Consider the following 21,167-nt stretch of genomic DNA (forward strand, 5'->3'; position numbering starts at 1 on the left):
GTGTACGTCACCCTGCGCGACCGACCCGGCGCGGACTCGCACACCCCGGGCCGGGCCGTCGGCCGGCGGGTGTCCGGCACCGTGCTGCTGCTCGGCACGGTCAGCCTGCTGACCGACGTCTCCTCGGAGATGGTCGCCTCGGTCCTGCCGCTGTACCTGACCGCCGTGGTCGGGCTCAGCCCGGTGGCGTACGGCTTCGTCGACGGCGTCTACCAGGGGGTCAGCGCGCTGGTCCGGATCGCCGGCGGGTACGCCGGGGACCGCGGCGGGCACCCGAAGTGGGTGGCGGTGGTCGGCTACGGGGCGTCGGCGCTGAGCCGGATCGCCATGTTGCCGGCGCAGGGGTTCGCCGCGATCACCGCGGTGATCACCACGGACCGGCTCGGCAAGGGGCTGCGCACCGCGCCCCGGGACGCGCTGATCGCCGCCTCGTCGGACCCGGCGATGCTGGGCCGGGCGTTCGGCGTACACCGGGCGTTGGACACGTTCGGCGCCGCGCTCGGGCCGTTGGTGGCGTTCGCCCTGCTCGCCGCGGTCCCGGGCAGCTACGACTCGGTGTTTCTGGTGTCGTTCGCGTTCGCGGTGGTCGGCGTGGCGGTGCTGGTGCTGTTCGTGCCGAACCTGTCGACCACGGTCGGCGCGGTGCGGTTCGGCGTACGGCGGATGGTGGCCGAGGTGACCGGGGCCCGGCTGCGCCGGCCGCTGCTCGCCGCCGGCCTGCTCGGCCTGTCGACCGTCGGCGACGGGTTCCTCTACCTGACGTTGCAGGACCGCGACGACTTCGCCGCGCTGTACTTCCCGCTGCTGTTCGTCGGGACCAACGTGGCGTACCTGCTGCTGGCGGTGCCGATGGGCCGGCTGGCCGACCGGGTCGGCCGGGCGAAGGTGATGGTCGCCGGGCACGGCGCGCTGCTCGCCTGCTACCTGCTGGCCGCCGCGCCGGCCGGCGGCGTCGGGTTGACCGTCGCGGTGCTGCTGCTGCTCGGTGTCTTCTACGCCGCCACCGACGGGGTACTGCCGGCGTTGATCGCCCGGCTGGTGCCGGCCCCGGCCCGGGGCAGTGGGATCGCCGCCGCGCAGACGGTGGTGGTACTGACCCGGTTCGTCTCGTCGATCGCTTTCGGCCTGCTGTGGTCGGTGACCGGTCCGGCCGGCGCGGCGCTGGTCTTCGCGGCGGTCCTGGCCGTCGGCATTCCGACGGCCTGGTGGCTGCTGCGTGGCGTGGACCGGGCCCCGGCGGCCGGCGACGCCGTACCGACGGGTGAGGGGTCCTGATGGGGCTGCGGATCCGGCTGGCGGTCCTCGTCGCGATCGTGCTGCTGGCCGTCGGCGGAGCCGGCGGGTACGTGTGGCAGGTCCGGCAGTCGCAGGCCCGGGTGCAGGCCGACGCCAGCCCGGTGCCGGTGCGGGCCGACGTGGCGGCGGTCCGCTCCGATCCGCACCTGGTGTTCCGCTCCACCGCGCTGGGTCCCGGCTACGGCGAGATCGCGATGACGCCGCTGAGCGACCCGGACGGTGCGCGGGCGCTGGCCGGGGCGAGCTGCGAGCGGGTGTACGCCACCGATTCGCAGACCATCTGCTTGTCCGCCGAACGCGGGTTGCTCACCGTGTACCGGGCACAACTGCTGGACACCGGGTTCGAGCCGAAGCTGGACCTGCCGTTCACCGGGATCCCGTCGCGGGCCCGGCTGTCGCGCGACGGTACGTTGGCCGCGACGACATCGTTCGTGGCCGGCGACTCCTACGCCAACCCGGGCGAGTTCTCCACCCGTACGGTGATCACCCGCACCGACGGCGAGGTGGTCGGCGACATCGAGCAGTTCCCGCTCTACGTCGACGGCGATCTGGTCACCGCGGTCGACAAGAACCTGTGGGGGGTCACCTTCGCCGACGACGACCGGTTCTACGCCACCGCCGCCTCGGGTGGCCGGACCTGGCTGGTCGAGGGGAGCATCGGCGATCGCCGGGTCGACGCGCTGCGAGAGGACGCCGAGTGCCCGTCGTTGTCGCCGGACCGGACCCGGGTGGTGTTCAAGAAGCGCGGCGACCTGCCGCCCGGCCAGTGGCGGCTGGCCGTCTACGACCTGGCCACCGGCACCGAAACGGTGCTGGCCGAGACCCGCAGCGTCGACGACCAGGTCGAGTGGCTCGACGACGGGCACGTCGTCTACGGGCTGCCGCGCGACGCGGACGGCGGTGCGGCGACCAGCGACGTGTGGCAGGTCCCGGCGGACGGCACGGGCTCGCCCCAGGTGCTGGTGCACGATGCCTGGTCGCCGGCGGTGGTCCGGTGACCCGACCGGAGAGAGGAAGCCCGTTGTGAAGCGGCTGGACATCATCACCCCGAGTTTCGCCCCTGATTTCGAACTCTGTGCCGACCTGCAGCGGTCCGTGCTGGCGCACACCCCCGACTCGGTGCGGCAGCAGATCATCGTGCCGCGCCGTGACCTGGCGCTCTTCGGGCAGTTGGCCGGGCCTCGGGTGCGGGTGCGGCCGGTGGCCGATTTCCTGCCCCGTTCGCTGTTCGCGGTGCCCGGGGTCAACGGTTGGGTCAACCTGCGGCGGCCGTTCCCGCCGCTGCGGGGTTGGATCACCCAGCAGATCGTCAAGTTGGCCGCCGCCGCCCGGTCGGACGCGGACGTGGTGCTGCTGGTGGACTCGGACATCGAGTTCATCCGACCGTTCGACGCGGGTCTGTTCCTCGATGGGGACGTGGTCCGGTTCTACCGCAAACCGGACGAGGTCGATCAGCGGCTCCCCCGGCACGTCCGCTGGCATGAGGTGTCCCGGCAACTGCTCGGGCTGCCGCCGGTGGCCGGGCTGCCGCTGCCGGACTACATCTGCTGGCCGGCTCCGTGGGATCCGCGGCTGGTCCGCGACCTGCTGGCCAGGGTGCAGCAGGTCACCGGCCGGCCGTGGCCGACCGCGATCGGCGCCCAGCTGCACTTTTCCGAGGAGATCCTGTACGGGGTGTACCTGGACGAGGTGGTGCGGGCCGCGTCCGTCAGTTACGCCGTCGACGACATGCTGTGCCACGACTACTCGGCGGAGGAACCGCTCGACGACGCAGGGCTGCGGAGCTTCCTGAGCGGGGTCGGGCCGGCGGACATCGCGGTGATGGTGTCGGCGAAGTCGCGTACCCCGATGGCGGTGCGCCGGGCCGCGATGGCCGCGTTCTCCGCCTGATCTCAGTACGCCCCGCAGCTGGAGCCGCCGTCGACCCGGTAGACGTGCACGGCGTTGCCGTCGATGAACGAGTCGGTGAACTGGCCGTCGTCGGCGAGCAGGGTGCGGTCCTCGTCGAGCACGGTGATCCGGGCGTCACCGACGCACGGCAGCTGGAACGTCGCCTCGGCGACGCTGCCACCGGACGAGCCGGCGAGCAGGTAGAAGTGGCCGTCGTACCACTTGGTGGCCAGGTCGACGCCGGCGGAGGCGCTGGCCACCCCGTCGGCGTACGGGGCGTTGAGCACCGGCGCGAGCCGGGTGATCCGCACGTTGACCGCCGCGACGGCCGACCGCACCGGCGCGTAGCAGGGCTCCCGCAGGGCGTGCTGGCTCTGGCAGGGGCCGCTGAAGCTGTGGTTGAAGTAGACGATGCCCCGGGCACCGTGGATGATGCTGCTCCAGACCGCCGCGACGACCTGCTCCGGGGCGATCGTCGGGAACTGCTCCTCGTTGAACGGGCGGCCGACCTCGACGAAGCTCCACACCGGGCGGCTGCCGGGCGGCGAGACCAGGGACCGGACCCGGTCGACGGTACGGCCGTAGTTCGCGGCCCGGTGGCACAGCTCGGCGGGCAGTCGCTCGGCCCCGTCGACCGTGGTGAGCTGGTCGGGGTCGAAGAACCGGCCGCCTTCGCTGTGCCCGCAGATGCCCCGGTCGGTGAACCAGTAGGTGTCGACCGACACGACGTCGGCGAACTCGTTGACGAAGCGGGCGGCATCGGCGTCGCTCTGCCAGAACGCGATGCCCTTGCCGTAGTTGGCCATCCGCAGCCGCTGGTCGTCCGGCAGCCGGTCGAGGATGTCCCGCTGCACGGTGTAGCCGCACTGGCCGTCGACCGGTTGACAGATGTCGCCCTGTCCCGGGAAGTTGCCGGTCCAGGCGTCGTCGCCCGGCCCGGCCCACATGTCGGCCTCGTCGGAGATCAGCCAGCCGCCGGTCTCGTCACCGTGTTCGCCGATCGGGCTGGTGATCACGTGCATCCCGGCGGCCCGGACCAGGTCGAGGTTGGTGGTGGCGGTCAGTTCGACGTACGTGTTGAGGCCGATCTCGGTGTCCTTGACGGTGTCGGCGGGGTCGGTGACGCTTTCCAGCCAGACACCGATCGGGAAGAACCCGGGATCGGTGGGCAGTGACGGGGAGAACCGGTCGTAGAAGTCCGGGCCGCCGTCGACCGGGCGCAGCGTCGCGCCGGCACCGCCTGCGGTGGCGACCGTACCGGGGGCGATCCCGGCGGCGACCGGGCCCCGGACGGTCGTGCTGATCGCCCATGCCGTACCGGCGACGACCAGTGCGCCGACGGCGAGCACGCTCACGATCAGGATCCAGCGCGGGCGTGGCCGACGGGTTCCGGTGACGACGACCATGGACGACCTTTCGAACGGTATCTGCCGGCACCGATGGCGACGACCAGCAGTAGTCGGACAACCACTGCGAGCGGGGCATCCGATGCTAACAACAGCCCACGGCGACCAACGTCCGCTTTGTCCACCACGGTCCGTGTTCGTCGATCAAATGTCCGGCAACCGACAGTAGTCGAAGCGGTGGTGCCGCCCGGGTACGATCGCGCCGGTACCCGTCCCCCGCCGCGCGGAGTCCTCACGTGATCAACCGTCTCGCTGGCCAGGCCAAAGGCCTGGTCCAGTCCCGCCTCACGGCGGCAGAGATCAACCGACGGCAGGTCCCGGCCTTCCGGACCACCGATGCCCGCGCCGGCACGCCGACCGTCTACTACCTCGCCCCGGACAACCCGCAACCCAGCGGCGGGGTACGGGTCATCTACCGCCACGTGGACCTGCTCAACGACCTGGGCATCCCGGCGTACGTCATGCACAAGGACCCGGGGTTCCGCTGCACCTGGTTCGCCAACCGGACACCGGTGGTCGCGGCCGCGAACGCCACCCTCGGCCCGGCGGACGTCCTGGTCGTCCCCGAGTGGTACGGCCCCGGCCTGGCGGCGATCCCGGCCGGACCGCGTCTCGTGGTGTTCAACCAACGGGCCTACGACACCTTCGACCACATCCCGTACGCCGACACCCGCCCCGGCGCGCCGTACGCCGACCTGCCCGGAATGACCGCGTTGCTGGCCGTGTCGCACGACAACGTGGAGCTGCTCAGCCACGCCTTCCCCGACATCCCGGTACGGCTGACCCGCAACGTCGTCGACCCCGACGTGTTCGCCGCCGGTGGCTGGCCCCGGCGACGGCACATCGCGTACGTCGGGCACCGGCGGGCCGACGAACGCGACCAGTTGCTGCACATCCTGCGGTCCCGCCGGGTACTCGACGGCTGGGAGGTCACCCGGATCGCCGGACGCACCGAGGAACAGACCGCCGAGATCATGCGGGACTGCGCCATCTTCCTGAGCTTCAGCGACCGGGAAGGGTTCGGCATGCCGCCGGCCGAGGCGATGTCCTGCGGCGCGTACGTGGTCGGCTACCCCGGGCTGGCCGGCCGCGAGTTCTTCGACCCGGCCCACTGCGCGCCGGTGCCCGACGGTGACCTGTTGGCCTTCGCCCGCGCCGTCGAGCAGGCCTGCGCCAGCTGGGCCGGTGAACCGGAAACACTGGCCAGCCGGGCGGGCGCCGCTTCGGCGGCGATCCGGGACCGCTACACCGTCACCGGGCTGCGCGAGGACCTGACGGCCTTCTACCGCCCACTGCTGGCCACCGGCTGACCCGGTCAGCCGGTGGCCGCAGACCGGTGGTCGGTCAGATGCCGTGCCGGGTCCAGGTACGGTGCCGGGCGTCGTTGCGCAACCGACGGCGTACCACGCTCGCCGCGAAGCCCGGCACCAACGGCGCGAGCCGTGGCCCGACGGACCGGCGCCGGTGCAGCCCCCGCCAGAGTGGCAACTGCCGGGCCTGGGGGTAGGTCTCCACCGCGAACTGCACGTACCACTCGACCGGTTCGCGGTCGGTCAGCCGCCGGTCGTACGCGTGGCAGGCGGATTCGAGAGCCTCGGTGGCCAGCGCCCGCCGGGCCAGATCGTGCAGCTCCGACGCCTGCGGCAGCTTGCCACCGGGTCCCTCGAACAACGCGTCGAAGGCGATCCGGCGTTCGGTCAGGTCGACCCGGCGGCCGCCGTCGGTCACGCTGATGCTGCCCTGATGCTCCCGGTGCCATGCCTGGTCCACCCCGTCGATCCGGGCGACGTCGGAGACCGCCGCCACCCGCAGCCACGCACCCAGGTCACACGCCAACCGCATCCGGTTGTCCCACGGACCGATCTCCTGGTAGATGCTCGCCCGCACCATGGCTTCCGGGGTGGTGATGCAGTTGACACCCAGCCGGCACCGCTCGGCGATCCAGTCCTGGCCGGACCAGATCGTCCAACCCGTGGGTTCCGAACGGTAGGTGGTCGGCACCGTCTGGTGGAAATGCACCGGATGCCCGTAGACCAGCCCGACCTCCGGAAACTGCTCGAACAGCTGCACCGCGCGGGCCAGTGCCCCCGGCGTCAGCAGGTCGTCCGCGTCGAGCCGGACGATGAACTCCCCGGTCGCCAGGTTCAGCCCGTCGTTGAAGGCGTCACACGGCCCGTGGTTGGTCTCGTTGCGGACCGCCCTCAGCCGGGGCTCGTCGCGCCCGAGGTCGGCGAGCACCTGGGGGGTGTCGTCGGTGGAGTGGTCGTCGACGACGATCAGCTCCACGTCGACGCCCTGCTGTTGCAGCGCGCTGCCGGCGCTCTGGGCCAGGAAACGACCGTAGTTGTAGCAGGGGATGATCACCGAAACCCGTGGGGTACGGGACGCGGTGCCGGCCGGCACGGGTGCCGCTACCCGGTTCCTGGGCTGCAACGGACGACGAGGTTCCACGGAAACGTCCACCTTCTTCAGGGTCTGGTGACAGTGACGAGTGGGGTCGGCGGTTCGGGGGACGGGACCGTACCGGCCGGCGTACGGACATCGGTGGGCCCGGTTTCCGGCGGCTCGGCCGGCGCCCGATCTGCCACCGGTTCCTGACCTGCCGCCGGTTCCTGACCTGCCGGGGTGTCACCGGCCGCCTTGAGCTCCCGCAGCCGGCGCCGCAACCAGGGCAGCAGCGGCCCGGCGAACGCCACGGTCATCACGGCGCCGCCGGCCAGCAGCTGCCACAGCGCCCCCGGCACGGTACGCACCACCAGCAGGCCGAGCGCCACCGCGGGCACCGCCACGACCAGCGGCAGCACCAGCGCACCGGCCAACGCCCGCAGCCGGACACCGTGCCGACGCAGCGCGACCGCGTACATCGGCAGGATGATCAACGCACAGACCAGCGCGTGCCCGAACCCGGCACCGATCAGCCCGTACCAGCGCACCCCGAGGATCACCGCGGGGAAGAGCGCGGCCAGCCAGACCACCTGGGCGACGAACAACGCCCGGCTCGCACCGACCGCGATCAGGAAGGTCGCCACCAGGTCGAACAGCACCCGGAACGCCCCGAAGAAGGCCAGCCCGGCCAACGCGTCGGCCGCCATCGACCAGCGCTGCCCGTACAGCACCGGCACCACGACACTGGCCAACCCGGACAGCAGTACGCCGACAAGCAGCGCGACGGTCCAGGTCAACGCGGCGGCCGAGACGAATCCGGCGGCCTTACGCCGGGGGTCGGTCACGGTGGCGAAGGCCGGCAGTGCCACCGCCCGGATCGCCACCCCGAGGGCGCTCATCGGCCAGGTGGAAATGTTGAACGCCAGGGTGTAGAGGCCGAGCATCACCGTTCCTGCGGTGGCCCCGACGGTCAGGTGACCGACGTTCATCACCACCCAGGACAGTACGTTGGCGCCGGCCAACGGCACGCCGAACCGGATCAGGCTGCGGGCCACCGCCGGGTCGAACCCGAACGTCGGCCGGGACCGGGTCAGCACGAACTGCAGTACGGTGACCATCGACTGGGCCACCACCCGGGAGATCGCCAGCGACATCGCTCCGAAACCGAGCAGCACCAGGGCGACCGTGACGGTGGTGCTCACCACCAGGCTGGTGCCGTCGAGGCCGAGCTGGGCACGTTGGCGGAACTCCCGCTGCATGACCGCGTACGGCACCACCGACAGGCCGCTGAGCACCAGGGTCAACGACATCACCTGCACCACCGGGGTGGCCTGCGGGCTGTCCATCGCCGCCGACACCGGCCCGGCCGCCAGCGACATCGCACCGGCCAGGCCCAGGCTGGTCAGCAACGAGATGGTAGTGACGGTGCCGGCGCGGCCCTGCACCCCGTACCGGATGATGTCCGCGCTCATCCCGAGGTCGGCCAGGGACATCACGATGGTCTGCACGGTCAACGCGACCGCGAAGACGCCGAACTCCTCCGGGGCGAGCAGCCGGGCCAGCAGGACGCCGACACCGAGGCTGCCGATCCGCAGGGCGATGCTGTTCAGGGTGCTCCACGCGAGGGCACGCTTGACCCGGGCACCGAGCGGGGCCGGTGCGGCTGCGTCAGCTGTCACTACCGCTCCCGGCCGCGGTCCGCCCGGCGGCGAACCGCTGCCGGGCCAGGCTCGCCTTGAAGTTCAGCAGGTGGGCGGTCGGATGGGCCATGGCTCCGGCCCGGCGCGGCAGGTTCAGCCGTTGCTCGACCGCGTGCGCGTAGATGTCCGCCTGCCGCCGGCCGGCGGCCTGCAGACTGAACCGTTCGACGACGGTACGGCGGCCGAACTCGCCGAGCTCGGCCCGCTGCCGGGGGTCTGCCGTGCCGAGTTCGGTGAGCGCGGCGGCGACCCGGTCGGTGCCGTCGGTGCCGTCGCCGAGGCCGTAGAACCCCTGGTCGAGGAAGACCGGCAGGGTCTGCGGGGTGAGCGGCAGCCAGAACCCCTGCTCGCCCTGCACGACGACCGGCTTGGCGAAGGCCATCGCGCGCAACGCCGAAGACCCCATGCCGATGACGATATCGGCGGCGGCGTACGCGTCGCGCGGGTCGAGCATCGCGCCGGTGAGGGTGACCGCCTCCGCGCCCCGCTCGGCGTTGGTCTTGTCGGCCGCCTGTTGGATCTCTGCCCGGGCCTCGCCGTCGCCGACGATCAGCAGCCGCATCCGCAGCGCCGGATCGATGCCGGCCATCGCCCGGGTCGCGGCGAGCAGCCCTTCGAGTTTGAGCGCGGCCGCCAACCGGGACACCGACACCACGGCGATCTCGTCGTCGGCGATGCCGAGGGCGCGCCGGGCCGGCCCGGAATCGGTGACCGGGGCGTTGGCGTCGGTGTCGATCGGCGGCTCGATGACGTGCACCTCGGCCCGGTGCGGGCGTTCCTCGACGGCGAGCTGCTCGGTCCCGACGATCAGCGGCAGATGCCGGGGCACCCAGGCCGGCACCTCCATGGAGAGCACGGTGACCACGAGCGGCACCCCTTGGCGCAGGTACGCGCCGTAGGCGGCCTCCAGAGTGGGTGCCCACTCGTAGGCGTGGACCAGGTCGATGCGACGGTGCCGGACGACGTCGGCGATGGCGGTGACGTTGCGCGGTGACGGCGCCTCGCCCTTCGGTGGGGCCTGGACGAACTCCAGGCCCCACTCGTCGACCATGCTCCGCAGCTCCCCGTCCGGACCGTAGATGATCACCTCGTGCCCGAGTCCGGCCACGGTCGCCGCGATCTCGATGGCATTGATCTGGCTTCCGCCGATCTCCATCGTGTGCAGGCAAGTGAGGATGCGCACCTAGTGTCCCTTTCAGTCTCGGCAAAGCCGCCCTGCCGATGATTCAACGGCTTCGCCGCGACTGTCCTCAAGAGTTAGGCGTGAACACGACATCTACCCAGTAGTTGTGGTTGACCGAGTGGCCGGGGAACACCCAGCCGTACGGGTCGTAGTGGTACACACCCCCGCCGACCAGCACGTGCAGCGGCGACCGGTCCAGTTCGGTTTCGGCGAACTGGTTGGCCGTCACGGCGTACTGGCCGACCGATGTGTGGTATGAGGCCACATAGGTGGTGTTCGCGAGAATGGGCACCGGCTGGTCGAAGATGACCGTCTGCCAACCGGATTCCGTCTCGTCGGTGAACACCGCCGTCGCCAACCGGACACCTTCCAACGTCCAGAGCGAGCCGCGGTGCGTACCGGTGTTGGCCGGGCCCTTGTAGAACCGGACACCGGTGATCTGACCGGCGACGTCGGAGCGGAACCGCACCCCCACCTCGACCGCGTCCTCGTCGGCCCAGTTCACCGCCGTGGGCACGTCCTCCGGGCCGAAGATACTCACCGGCGGCACCGACGGGTCGGGGCTCGGGGTCGGCTCAGGGCTCGGCGACGGCGAGCCGGTCGGGGTCGGCGATCCGGACGGACTCGGCTCGGTCGACGGCGAGGGCTCGGCCGACGGCGTCGGCGACGGTCCGGCCGGTGACGGACTGGTGGTCGGCGTGGGGTCGGGGTCTACCCCACCGGCACCGGGAACGTACAACGGGTCGATCCAGTAGTTCGCCGAGTTGTACGTCCCGGTGGGGAACCCGCCGCCCGAACCGTACCGGTAGACACCGTTGTCCCCCGCCGGCGCGCTCAACGGACCCCGCACGTACTCCGAACCGAAGAACCCGGCATCGAACGCGTAGTTGCCGTTCGGCGCGTAGTACGACAACACATACGTCGTACCCGCCGACACCGCCACCGGGTCCGCGAACGCCGCCGACTGCCAACCCGTACCGCCACCCTCCGGGAACGTCACCTCCGCCAGCGGCGCACCACCACCGACCGGCCACAACCGGCCGACCTGGCTACCGGTGTTCCCCGGCCCCCGGTAGAACCGCATCCCGACCACCTCACCGTCCACCGACGGGGTGAACTTGACGCCGAGTTCGACCGGGTCGCTCTCGCCGACCGAGGACTGCTGCGGGACCGCGTCCGGCTCGAACAGGGTGACCACGTCGTCGCCGTAGGTAGTGGTGAACGACCAGGTGTACGGCTGCGCCATCGGCACTCCGCCGCTGCTGGCCCGCACCGACGCGGTGTAGGTGTGCAGCGACCGCAGCGCGGTCGACGGGGTGAACGTCGCGAGTCGGGTCGTACCGTCGTAGGCGACCGTGCCGGCGACCGGCTCGGACGCCGCGTCGACCAGCCCGAACTCCAGCGACGATTCGTCGATGTCGACATCGAAGAGCGCGGAGGCCACCACCTCGACCGCCGCACCGGTGGCCCCGGACGTCGGTACGGTCGCGGTGACCGCCGGCTCGTCCTCGCCCGGCCTGCCGGTCGGCGACGGGGACGGTGTCGGGTCCGAAAGCGGACCGGCCGGCAGGAAGTACGGGTCGATCCAGTAGTTCGCCGAACCGTACGTGTCGGTCGGGAACCCGCCGCCCGAACCGTACCGGTAGACACCGTTGTCCCCCGCCGGCGCGCTCAACGGACCCCGCACGTACTCCGAACCGAAGAACCCGGCATCGAACGCGTAGTTGCCGTTCGGCGCGTAGTACGACAACACATACGTCGTACCCGCCGACACCGCCACCGGGTCCGCGAACGCCGCCGACTGCCAACCCGTACCGCCACCCTCCGGGAACGTCACCTCCGCCAGCGGCGCACCACCACCGACCGGCCACAACCGGCCGACCTGGCTACCGGTGTTCCCCGGCCCCCGGTAGAACCGCATCCCGACCACCTCACCGTCCACCGACGGGGTGAACTTGGTCCCCACCTCCACCGGCAGGCTCTCGCCGGACGCGGTGGTCTGCGGAGCGGACCCGGATTCGAACAGGGTCACCACCTGATCGGAGAAGGTCGATGTGAACGACCACGAGTACGGCGCGTTCATCGGCACGTCGGCGTCGTCGCTCGCGGTCACCGTCGCGGTGTAGGTGGTCTGCTCGGTCAGCGGCACCGTCGGCGTGAAGGTGGCCCGCCGGGCCTCGGCGTCGTAGCTGACGGCACCGGGCACCGGCTCGTCGGCTGGGCCGACCAACGTGAAATCGATGCTGGCCTCGTCGACCGGCTTGCTGAACACGATCGACGGGGCCACGTCGGCCGGTACGTTCGCCGCGTCCGCGGTCGGCACCGTCGACGAGACCGTGGGTGGCGCGTCGTCGGCGGTCACGAAGGTCACGTCGGCGTAGTAGTTGGTCGAACCCCACGAGTTGTTCGGGAAGCCGGGCTCGTCCTCCCGGTAGACACCGTTGCCCACGGTGCCTTCGGTGGCGGGCGCCAGCAGCGGTCCCGAGACGTGATCGGTCAGGAAGTAGCCGCCGTCGCTGGCGTAGCGCCCTTCCGGCGCGAAGTAGGAGACCACGTAGCTGGTGCCGGCGGAGACCGGGACCGGGGTCGGCAGGCTTACCTGCTGCCAGCCGGTCTCGGTCTCGTCGGTGAACACGGCCGTGGCCAGCACCGAACCGCCGTTGGTCCAGAGCGTGCCGCGGTGCTCGCCACCGTTGCCCTCGCCCTTGTAGAAGCGCAGGCCGGTGACCAGACCGTCGATCTGGGGGGTGAACCGCACGCCGACCTCGACCGCCGGCTGGGGGACCAGCGGCTCGCCGTCCGGTTTGCCGTTGTCGGTCTCGACGAACGCCGGGGTGTCCGGCACCGCCTGGCCGAACAGCGAGTACGGCCCGGAGACCGACAGGGCGACCGGGTCGGACGGGGCACCGAGGTTGCCGCTGTCGTCGACCGCCCGCGCCAGCACCACCTGGGTGGCAATGTCGGTGGGCAGGAACTCGTACGTCCAGGAATGCGTACCGGTGGTGGCCGGGTGCCAGGTGTCGCCGCCGTTGGTGGAGACCTCGACGCCGGCGACCAGCCCGCCACCGGCGTCGGACGCGGTGCCGGTGACCGTGACCGGCGCGCCGTGGGCCACCGCGCTGCCGTCGGCCGGTCCGGTGATCGTCGCGGTGGGCGCCAGGACGTCGGCGGACTCGCTGGTCACCACGATGCCGTCCATCGGGGTGGTCGGCGCCGCGCCCATGTCAGCGAAGAGGTTGACCGTGGCCTGCTGAATCGCGTCGTCGGCGGGCGCACCCGAGCCACCGTCGTGGTAGGCGTCGAGCCCCCACGACCACTGGATGGTGCCGGCGCCGAAGACCAGCGCACCGCTCGACGCCCGGTACATGGTCATGTGGTGGGTGGTCTCCCCCGGCTTGTTGTCCGGGCCATAGCCGACCAGGTACTCGGGGGTGTGGCCGGTGGTGGTGGAGAGCCGGAAGGTGCCGGACGGCCGGAAGCCGTTGTCGAGATCCTCGTTGGACTCGTAGCCGACGGTGTGCGGCGCCAGAGTGGCGGTCTGGCCCGCAGCCAGCTCGGCCACGCCGGTGTGCCGCCAGAACCGCAGCCTGCCCTGCTCGGCGGGGACCTGCATGGCCAGGTCGGTGTTGTTCGCCATGTAGAGGTTGCCGACCAGCGCGTTCTCCGGCTCGCGCACCTCGCCGGTCGGGAAGCGTGGGTCACGCCACACGCCGGTCCACTCGTCCGACGGGTCGATCCGCGCGTTGTCCCAGGTTTCCTTGTAGCAGACCAGGGTGCGGTACGGCGTACCGTTGCCGTCGACGCTGTCCTCCCAGCGGACCTTCCAGTAGACCTCGTTGCCGGTGAAGAACGCCAGGTGCACCCCGGCGTCGCGGGCCGCCTCGACGTTGGCCCGCTGCTGCGGGGACCAGTACTCGTCGTGCCCGACGGAGACGTACACCTCGTGGTTGAGCAGCGACTCACCACGGACGTCCGCGTCGAGTCCACTGATGTAGCTGACGTCGTATCCGTTGCGCTCCAGGAACCGGATCATCGGATACTCGTTGGAGAAGAGGAAGTCGCGCCCCTGCTGAGCACCCCGGGTGGCGAACGGCCGGTTGTAGCTCAGCTGGTAGGCGCGGTACGCCGGACCCTCGCCCCAGTAGAAGTCCGCGCCGCCGTAGCGGTTGTACGCCTGCCAGGTGGTGTCGGAGGTCTGGAACACCAGCTGCGAGGTGCTGGTGTCGTCCCGCACGATGAACGGGATGTGGCTGTCACCACCGGTGTCCGAGCGGATGAGCCGGGCGATGTAGACCCCGGAGACGGCGTCGACCGGTACGTCCCAGGTCGCGCCGACCTGCCAGGTGCCGCAGTCGAAGATCTGGGTGTCGGTGGCGTGCACACAGTCGGCGTCGGTGTTGGCCGCCAACGGCAGACTCGGGGTCAGGGTCGCCCACTCCCGTGCGCCGTCGCCGCCGTACCAGCCGAGCCGGTAGACCTTGATCGTGTACGCGGACGCCTCGGTCCGTACCTTGAAACCGACTTGTTCCCCGACGTTCACGCTTGTCGAGGTCGCAAAGCCCTGGATCGTGGGGTCGCCGACCCCGGAAATGTCCCACACCGAACTCGGCGTTCCCGACTTGCTGTTCTCACAGGCGATCGTGTTGACCGGAGCCACACACGGATCGGTGGACGCGGATGCCGCCGGCATCGCGATCATCAGGGTCGCCATCATGACGACGGCGGTCGCGACGGCGACGATGTGCCGACTACCGCGATCAACAAATCGAAATACGCCCGCTCTCACCGAATGTCCCTTCAGGAGCCAGCCCGACGCGATACCGCGTGCCTCCCCTGGCTACGCAGCGCCGACGCTACCAGCGTGAGTCAAGCTCACAACCGGGCATGCATCTGGCCCTCGGCGCGACCCGGACAGCCCACCCATCACCCATTCGGACAACCGGGCCCAGGCGACGCGTAATGATCTGCATTCACACGGTTAATTGATAGACAATCTTTGAGATGTCGGATCGACGACCGGCGGCGAATGGACCCACCCCACCGACACCGGCCTCTCGGTCACCGGCCCCTCGGTCACCGGCCCCTCGGTCACCGGTACCCACGGCGTCGTTACGAACCGAACCACCGGGGCGTCGACGTCCGCACCTTCAGCGCCGGGTGACTGAGCCGCCACACAGCGCCACACATACCCACCATGAGCGACATCGCCACGGCGTAGGTGCTGAAGCTCAGCGAGTCGAAGGTGAAGCCCGCCGCGATCGCGACCAGCTGCACCGCGATGAGGATCGAACAGAGGTGCCGGTCACGCTCCGATGTCGACCTGCGCCGGGCGAGCAGTGCGACGACGATCGCGGTGACGTGCAGTGCGGCAAGCACCGCGACCCCGACCACGCCGTTGGTCAGGGCGAAGGCGAGCCACTGGTTGTCGAGGTACTGGTACTGCGGGGACACCCAGGTCCCGGTCCCCCGGCCGAACCACGGTCGCTGGGTGAAGTAGTAGCCGACCATCTCGTACCGCTCGGTCCGCGAGGTGATGCTCGGGTCCGTGCTCGCCCCAAGGAACATGTTGGTGATCGTGGTGACGAGTGACGGCTTCACCACCGCCATCCCGGCGAACATGACAAGACCCAGCGCCATCATGTTGTAGCGCATCCGCCACGCCCAGGTGGGCATCAGGACGAGCAGCACGATCGCCAACGCCACGAATCCGGTCCGGGACATCGTCGCCGGGATCGCCGCAGCGATGAGCAACGCCAGGAATGCGAACATCTGCCGATGTCGGGAAGTGGCCGAAAAACGCGCAAAGTGGATCGCGAACGGCAGCGCCATCGCCATCAACAGACTGAACTCGATGTAGTGAAAGGTCGTGCTGGGCACCCGTACGCCTCCGCCGCGGACTTCCAGGCCGACGACCCACCCTTTCATCTGCAGACCGGGCACCCGCATGTACTGAGTCAGATCAAAGTACAAAAACGCCTGAATCAGCCCGACCACGGCGACAAAAGCACAGCAGTAGACAAACACCCGCAGTACGCCGTCGAGACGGTCCCAGTTGGGCATGCCGTCGGCGGTCAACAGGATCACGCCGGAGACCGCCGCAGCGGTCAGCATCCAGCGGTCCGCCGCGTTCGCCTCCATCACGGTCAGCCCACGGAGGAAGCCGATGGCGTACGACAGCAGCATCGACAGCAGGAAGGCCAGGATCGCCCAGCGCAGCGGTTGCGGGCCAGTGAGCACCAACCTGGAGTTGAGCCGGGCCGTCATCCACCAGAACCACATCAGGATCGCCACGATCAGCGCCGGACGCCCCAGATCGGTCATTCCGGGCAGGATGAGGTGCGACGGGATCAGCGTCAGCAGGCAGACCATGAGCGACAACATGACCGGCGCGTCGATCCTGGTCAGCCGGCGGCGAGTCACATAGGTGCGCTCGCTGATCCACGCCGGTTCGAGGTCTGCCGGGTGCACCCCGGATGACATCACCGGGCCCTGCCCTCGGTCATCGTGCCTGGCTGCCGTTCTTGGACGTCTCCGACGGCGTCCACTGCTCACGGCCGGCACCGGTCTTGGGCAGGATTATCGTCGCGTCGTCGCGGACCGCGCGGATCACCGCGGTGTCGTCGTTGGCCGACGGCGTGGCCGGCTGCTGGGGGGCCGACTGCTGCTGCGTGGGCTGCGGCGCGGCCGGCTGCGATCCGGGGGTCTCCCCGTCAGCGCTGTCGGCCCGGTCGTCGACCGCCCGGAAGGTCAGCGAGCCGTTGCCGACCAGCCCGCCGATCGGCACCGGACCGCCGACCATCCCGCTACCGGCCGCCGGTGCCTCACCCGGCGACGGCTCGGCACCCCGACGCTCATCCGGACCGCTCGCCGGACGACTTTCCTGGCGGCCCTGGGAGGCGTTGCCGGAGCTGTAGACGCCGCCGGATTTGCTCGCCGCCGCGCCGTCGCGGTCACTCGCCCGGGGGCGCGGGACCGGCTGCGGGTGCGACACCGACCGTGTCTGATCGGTCCGCCCGGCCATCGGCGGGATGGTGATCGTCTCGTCGGTGCCGGCGGTGACCGGCACGCCGGTCGCGGGTCGGGGCCTGCGGCGCCGCAGCAGGCCGTCGATCCCGATGGTGAGCGCCGCGCTGAGGAGCACGCCGACTCCGGCGACCGCGATCATCGCCCGGTTGACCTTGGAGTTGGCCTCCTGGATGTTGTCGCCCCGGTCGAGACGGCGAGCGGTGATGAAGCTCTCCTCGCTCGCGCCGTAGTCGGCCTGCAGCCCGACCACGCTCGCCTCCAACCGGCGCACGACCTCCTCGGTCGTCTCGGTGGCCTGCTCCTCGGACTCGCCGACCACCTCGATGGTCATGATCGGCTGCTGGTTGTCGAGGGTGATCGCGACGCTCTCACTGAGGCCGGCGGCGTCCAGTTGCTTGAGCACGGCCTGGTCCTGCACCGTGAGGGCGGCGGCCCGGCTCAGCGACCCCAGCCCCAGTTCCAACCAGGGGTTACGGGGAGTCGTCGGGGCGTCCTCGTCCGGGGTGGTGTTGGCCGCGGTGGGCGGGATCAGCTGAACGTATGATGTCGCGATATAGTCCGGTTCGACGCTCATTCGGGTCCAACCGGCAGCCGCGACCGAGATGAGCAGTAGCGGTACCGCGACGTACCACCGCCGGAACAGCAGTTTGGTGAGATCCCAAAAGTCCACTGCTGTCCTTCCATTGGGTGGCGAGGTCGGGGCGCTCGTCTTCCATCGTATGGCCAGCCGAGAAGCATGAAGGTACGGCGTGGGACGTCGAGGACCCCGCCGGGGTTCAGTGTCCGGCCGGGCGGGCACCTCCGCAAGCCTCCGGTCGCCGCCCCATCCCGGACATATGTCCCATTACGCCGCACCAAACGACCGAGCGGTACCGAGAGTCGCCAACGCGACAGCTCCGGCGCCGACCGTCAGGGGGACATACCAGTGGGCCGGGTAGACGCCCACAGCGTCCACCCGGCCCGTCGGATCGAACCTTACGGCGTGATCTTGTAGATGTGGTAGGTGTACTCCTCGGCGAAGGTGTCCCGGATCGCTCCACCGCTGATCGACACCGAGCGGTTCTCGAACAGCACCTCGGCGGTGTCACCGGTCACGCCGGGCGGCAGGGCCAGCGAGTGGTCACCGGTCGGGGTGTCCTTGCCGACCATCGCGAAGACGTAGAACGAGCCGTCGTGGGCCTTGAGCATCGTGTCCAGTCCGTTGTTGAACTCCCACTCGTAGGACTGGGTGTTCAGCACCGGAGCCAGGCTGGTGACGCGCTTGTTCACCTCGGCGACGGCCGGGCGGACCGCGTCACCACACCGCTCCCGCAGCACGTGCTGCGAGATACACGGCCCGCCGAAGTTGTGGTTGAAGTACTGGATGCCCCGAGCCTCGTTGATCACCGAGTTCATCACCGCACCGGTGATCTGCTCACCGGTGATGGTCGGCGCCCAGTCCTCGGTGAACGGGTGCCCCACCTCGACGAAGGCCCAGACCGGCTGCCGCTTGCCGTCCATCGCGTCGACCTCACGCATCCGCTGCATGGTGAGCCCGTAGTTGGCCGCGCGCCGGCAGTTGTCCTTGTTCACGCCGTACGTCGGGCCTTCCGCCGGGGCGGCGCAGACGTGCGGGTCGGTGTACCAGTAGATGTCGTTGGAGACCACCGAGCTGAAGCCGTTGACGAACTTGCTGGCGTCGGGGTCGGACTGCCAGAACATCACGCCCTTGCCGTAGTTGGCGTAGCGCAGCCCACGGTCACCGGACGGGACGGTGGCCGACTCCTTCTTCATCACGTCCAGTCCGCAGCCCTCCCGGCTGGAGGTGCAGATCGGGCCCTGGCCGGGGTAGTTTCCGGTCCAGGTGCCGTTGCCCGGCCCGCCCCACATGTCCGCTTCATCGCCGATCACCCAGCCGACGCTCTCGTTGCCCCGGTCGCTGAACGGTTGCGGGATGAAGGCGTACATGTCGTTGCGCCTGATCAGTGCGACATCCGACTGATCGGTCAGCATGACGTAGGTGTTCAGGCCGGCCGCCTTGTCCCGGTCGATGTCCTGCTGGGTGTACACACCCTCGTACCAGACGCCGATCGGGAAGAACGACGGGTCGGTCCAGCCGGACGCCCGCGCCTGCGGGAAGTTCGCGTAGTACGCGGGGCCACCCTCCCAGGGCACCCGGGGCAGGTCGAGCACGGCCGGCGTACCGCCGGTCGGCGAGGCCGACGGGCTGGCCGTCGGCGGAGCGGTCGGGCTGGCCGTCGGAGACGGCGTCGGCGACGGCTCGGCGGAGGCCGTCGGGGACGGCGTCGGTTCCGGCTGTTGCGACCCGGTCGGCTCGAAGGCGAGGTCGACCCAGTAGTTGCTGGCCTTCCAGGTCTGTCGGGGGAAACCACCCGATCCGTACGCGTAGACGCCGGCGGTGCCGTCGGCCCGCAGCGGACCGGCGGACACCGGCCGCTCGAAGTAGCGCTGGGTGGCCCGGTACCGACTGGTGTGGTACGAGGCGACGTACACCTCGCCCGCCTCAACCTCGACCGGTTCGGGCAGCGCGACATGCTGCCACCCGGAGCGGGATTCCCGCTTCGGTACGGCGGTCGCCAGTCGCTCGCCGTCCGCGTTCCACAGGTTGACCCGGTGTCGACCGCGGTCACCCTTGGCCTTGAGGAAACGCACCGCGGTGACCACCCCGTCGCGGTCGGCGGTGAACCGCACGCCGAGTTCCACCGGCCGGGTGTCCGGGTCGACCGGCACCCGCGACACGTCCGTCTCGGCGAACAGGGTGAAGCCGTCGACCTGCTCCCCGGCGACCGAGGCGGTGACCACCGTCGCGGTGGCGAGGAAGCTGACCACCACCGCGCCGATCATCACCAACCGACCGCGACGGCCGGTGGGGCGCCGCAGCATCCGCCGCCGGCCGCGACCCGACCCGGCCGTGCTCGCGTGCCGGCCGGTCGCGTCCGGTCCGGGTTCGGCGGTGGGACGCGGCGACGGGCGACCGGCCCGCCGGGCGCGTGGCGACCCGGGTAAACCGGGCGAACTGGCCGTGAACGATCCCGGGACCGACTCGTCCCGCCCCCCGTCCGGCTCGAAAGAATCCTTGCTCACCACGAGATGTACACCTCTCGGGACATGGTCCGTTGTCGGTATTACGTTCGGTGGATCTCCCCCAGGCACTCCCCGACCCGACGGTACGCAGCGAGCTACGCCGCCCGATCGGTGCCGAGGCTGACGTTAACCCAGGCCACGGACCTTCCCAAGGAACTTAATGCTCTCTTATGGCAAGCCGGCACGACCCTGAGCACACTCGCAGCCGACATGAATGGTGAAATTCACTCACCTCGAACATCGACAGATCGAGATCATTTACCTGCCGCTCGGGCCGGCTCCGGAGGCGTCGACCGCCGAATGTGGATCAGCGGCACCACCGGTCGGCGCACCGGCGGCGGTCCGCCCCCAACCGGAGCGCACGCTCCATCCAGGAGAACGCCGCCTTAACTCCGCAGCAACAGTGATCGCCACATAACAGAACGCTGCCGGAACAAGATGTGGCGCCGTGAGTACGACCCGCCGCAACCAGGACCACGGACGGGAACCGGGCACCGGATCGAGCGCCAACTCGGCGCCCTGCGGATCCGTTCGGACGAACTCCCAGAACTCGGCGTTACCGGCACGAGATCTGGCCACTCGCCGGACCAACTCACCCGTGCGCCGCGGTGCCACCACCCGTACGGGCAGGTCGACGTCCCGCTTTTCCTCGGCTCTGACCACCGCGTCGAGAAACATGTCGTCGGCGATAATGTCCGGAAAATTGGTGAATCGCGCCCGCGCGGCGGCGGAGATCGCGATCAGCCCACGACCGAAGAGTCGGCCGCTGAATATCGGCAACCGCGCGTTGATCGCGTAGTAGGCACGCACCGGCCAGGTACTCGCCGAGGTGTCGATCACCGGTCGCGGCGCCGCCGCCTCCACGCCGGGTTCGGCGATCGCGGCGGCCAGCGCGCGTAGAAGTTCCACCGATACCGCGATGTCCGCGTCCAGATAGATCCGGACGTCTCCCTCGGCGATCTCGTCGGCGGCGTTGAGCGCGGCGATTTTCGACGGCGTGGCGATCTCCAGCACCCGGGCGCCGCAGGACCGGGCGACCGCCGCCGTCCGGTCGGTGCAGCCGTTGGCGGCCACGATGATCTCGACGTCCGGTCCGAAGGACGGCGATTCGGTCATTGCACGCAAGACCGGGCCGATCCCTTCTTCCTCGTTGAAGGCCGGCATGATGACGGTAATCTGCACAACCACGATGCTTCC

The 21,167-nt window shown here is 70.1% G+C and carries 13 protein-coding genes; 4 read left to right on the forward strand and 9 right to left on the reverse strand.

From position 1 onward, the window contains the following. Genes EDC02_RS20470 through EDC02_RS20480 form a run of 3 tightly spaced genes read left to right on the forward strand, consistent with a single transcriptional unit; the run spans window position 1 to window position 3,186 of the window. Window positions 1-1,275, forward strand: a complete 1,275-nt coding sequence (locus EDC02_RS20470) for an MFS transporter (protein WP_123603353.1) — start codon at window positions 1-3, stop codon at window positions 1,273-1,275. Continuing rightward, entirely contained in the window at window positions 1,275-2,294 is a 1,020-nt protein-coding gene (locus tag EDC02_RS20475; RefSeq protein ID WP_123603354.1) for a hypothetical protein, read from the forward strand. The genes EDC02_RS20470 and EDC02_RS20475 overlap by 1 nt, the downstream gene beginning before the upstream one ends. A 25-nt stretch (window positions 2,295-2,319) precedes the next feature. Beyond that, complete coding sequence (locus EDC02_RS20480; protein WP_123603355.1) at window positions 2,320-3,186, forward strand: DUF6492 family protein; 867 nt, start codon at window positions 2,320-2,322, stop codon at window positions 3,184-3,186. A gap of 2 nt (window positions 3,187-3,188) precedes the next feature. Here EDC02_RS20480 and EDC02_RS20485 read toward each other — a convergent pair whose 3' ends face one another. Then, window positions 3,189-4,541, reverse strand: coding sequence for a hypothetical protein (locus EDC02_RS20485; RefSeq protein WP_199757707.1), 1,353 nt, complete (start codon window positions 4,539-4,541; stop codon window positions 3,189-3,191). Between the two features lie 287 nt (window positions 4,542-4,828). Here EDC02_RS20485 and EDC02_RS20490 point away from each other — a divergent pair, with 287 nt between their 5' ends. Further along, window positions 4,829-5,902 carry a glycosyltransferase gene (locus EDC02_RS20490; protein ID WP_123603356.1) on the forward strand — a complete coding sequence of 358 codons (1,074 nt, stop codon included), beginning with the start codon at window positions 4,829-4,831 and terminating at the stop codon, window positions 5,900-5,902. Between the two features lie 34 nt (window positions 5,903-5,936). Here the strand turns inward: EDC02_RS20490 and EDC02_RS20495 are convergent, their stop codons facing one another. The 8 genes from EDC02_RS20495 to EDC02_RS20530 form a co-directional block, all read right to left on the reverse strand. Next, complete coding sequence (locus tag EDC02_RS20495; RefSeq protein WP_158632254.1) at window positions 5,937-7,055, reverse strand: glycosyltransferase family A protein; 1,119 nt, start codon at window positions 7,053-7,055, stop codon at window positions 5,937-5,939. A gap of 5 nt (window positions 7,056-7,060) precedes the next feature. Next, on the reverse strand, window positions 7,061-8,656 hold the full coding sequence (locus EDC02_RS20500; protein ID WP_123603358.1) for a lipopolysaccharide biosynthesis protein: 1,596 nt from the start codon (window positions 8,654-8,656) through the stop codon (window positions 7,061-7,063). Next, window positions 8,646-9,860 carry a glycosyltransferase gene (locus EDC02_RS20505; RefSeq protein WP_123603359.1) on the reverse strand — a complete coding sequence of 405 codons (1,215 nt, stop codon included), beginning with the start codon at window positions 9,858-9,860 and terminating at the stop codon, window positions 8,646-8,648. Before EDC02_RS20505 ends, EDC02_RS20500 begins: the two co-directional genes overlap by 11 nt. 67 nt (window positions 9,861-9,927) lie before the next feature. Beyond that, a complete protein-coding gene (locus EDC02_RS20510) occupies window positions 9,928-14,574 on the reverse strand; it encodes a DUF4082 domain-containing protein (RefSeq protein WP_123603360.1) in 4,647 nt (1,548 codons plus the stop codon). A gap of 395 nt (window positions 14,575-14,969) precedes the next feature. Continuing rightward, window positions 14,970-16,340, reverse strand: a complete 1,371-nt coding sequence (locus tag EDC02_RS20515) for an O-antigen ligase (RefSeq protein WP_123603361.1) — start codon at window positions 16,338-16,340, stop codon at window positions 14,970-14,972. 19 nt (window positions 16,341-16,359) lie between these two features. After that, complete coding sequence (locus EDC02_RS20520; protein WP_123603362.1) at window positions 16,360-17,556, reverse strand: hypothetical protein; 1,197 nt, start codon at window positions 17,554-17,556, stop codon at window positions 16,360-16,362. A gap of 305 nt (window positions 17,557-17,861) precedes the next feature. After that, window positions 17,862-19,970: a DUF4082 domain-containing protein gene (locus EDC02_RS20525; protein WP_148083532.1), complete on the reverse strand. Its 2,109-nt coding sequence runs from the start codon at window positions 19,968-19,970 to the stop codon at window positions 17,862-17,864. A 258-nt stretch (window positions 19,971-20,228) separates the two neighbouring features. Beyond that, complete coding sequence (locus tag EDC02_RS20530; protein WP_148083533.1) at window positions 20,229-21,158, reverse strand: glycosyltransferase; 930 nt, start codon at window positions 21,156-21,158, stop codon at window positions 20,229-20,231. Window positions 21,159-21,167 lie beyond the last annotated feature (9 nt).

The organism is Micromonospora sp. Llam0, from assembly GCF_003751085.1.
Classification (GTDB): Bacteria; Actinomycetota; Actinomycetes; order Mycobacteriales; family Micromonosporaceae; genus Micromonospora_E.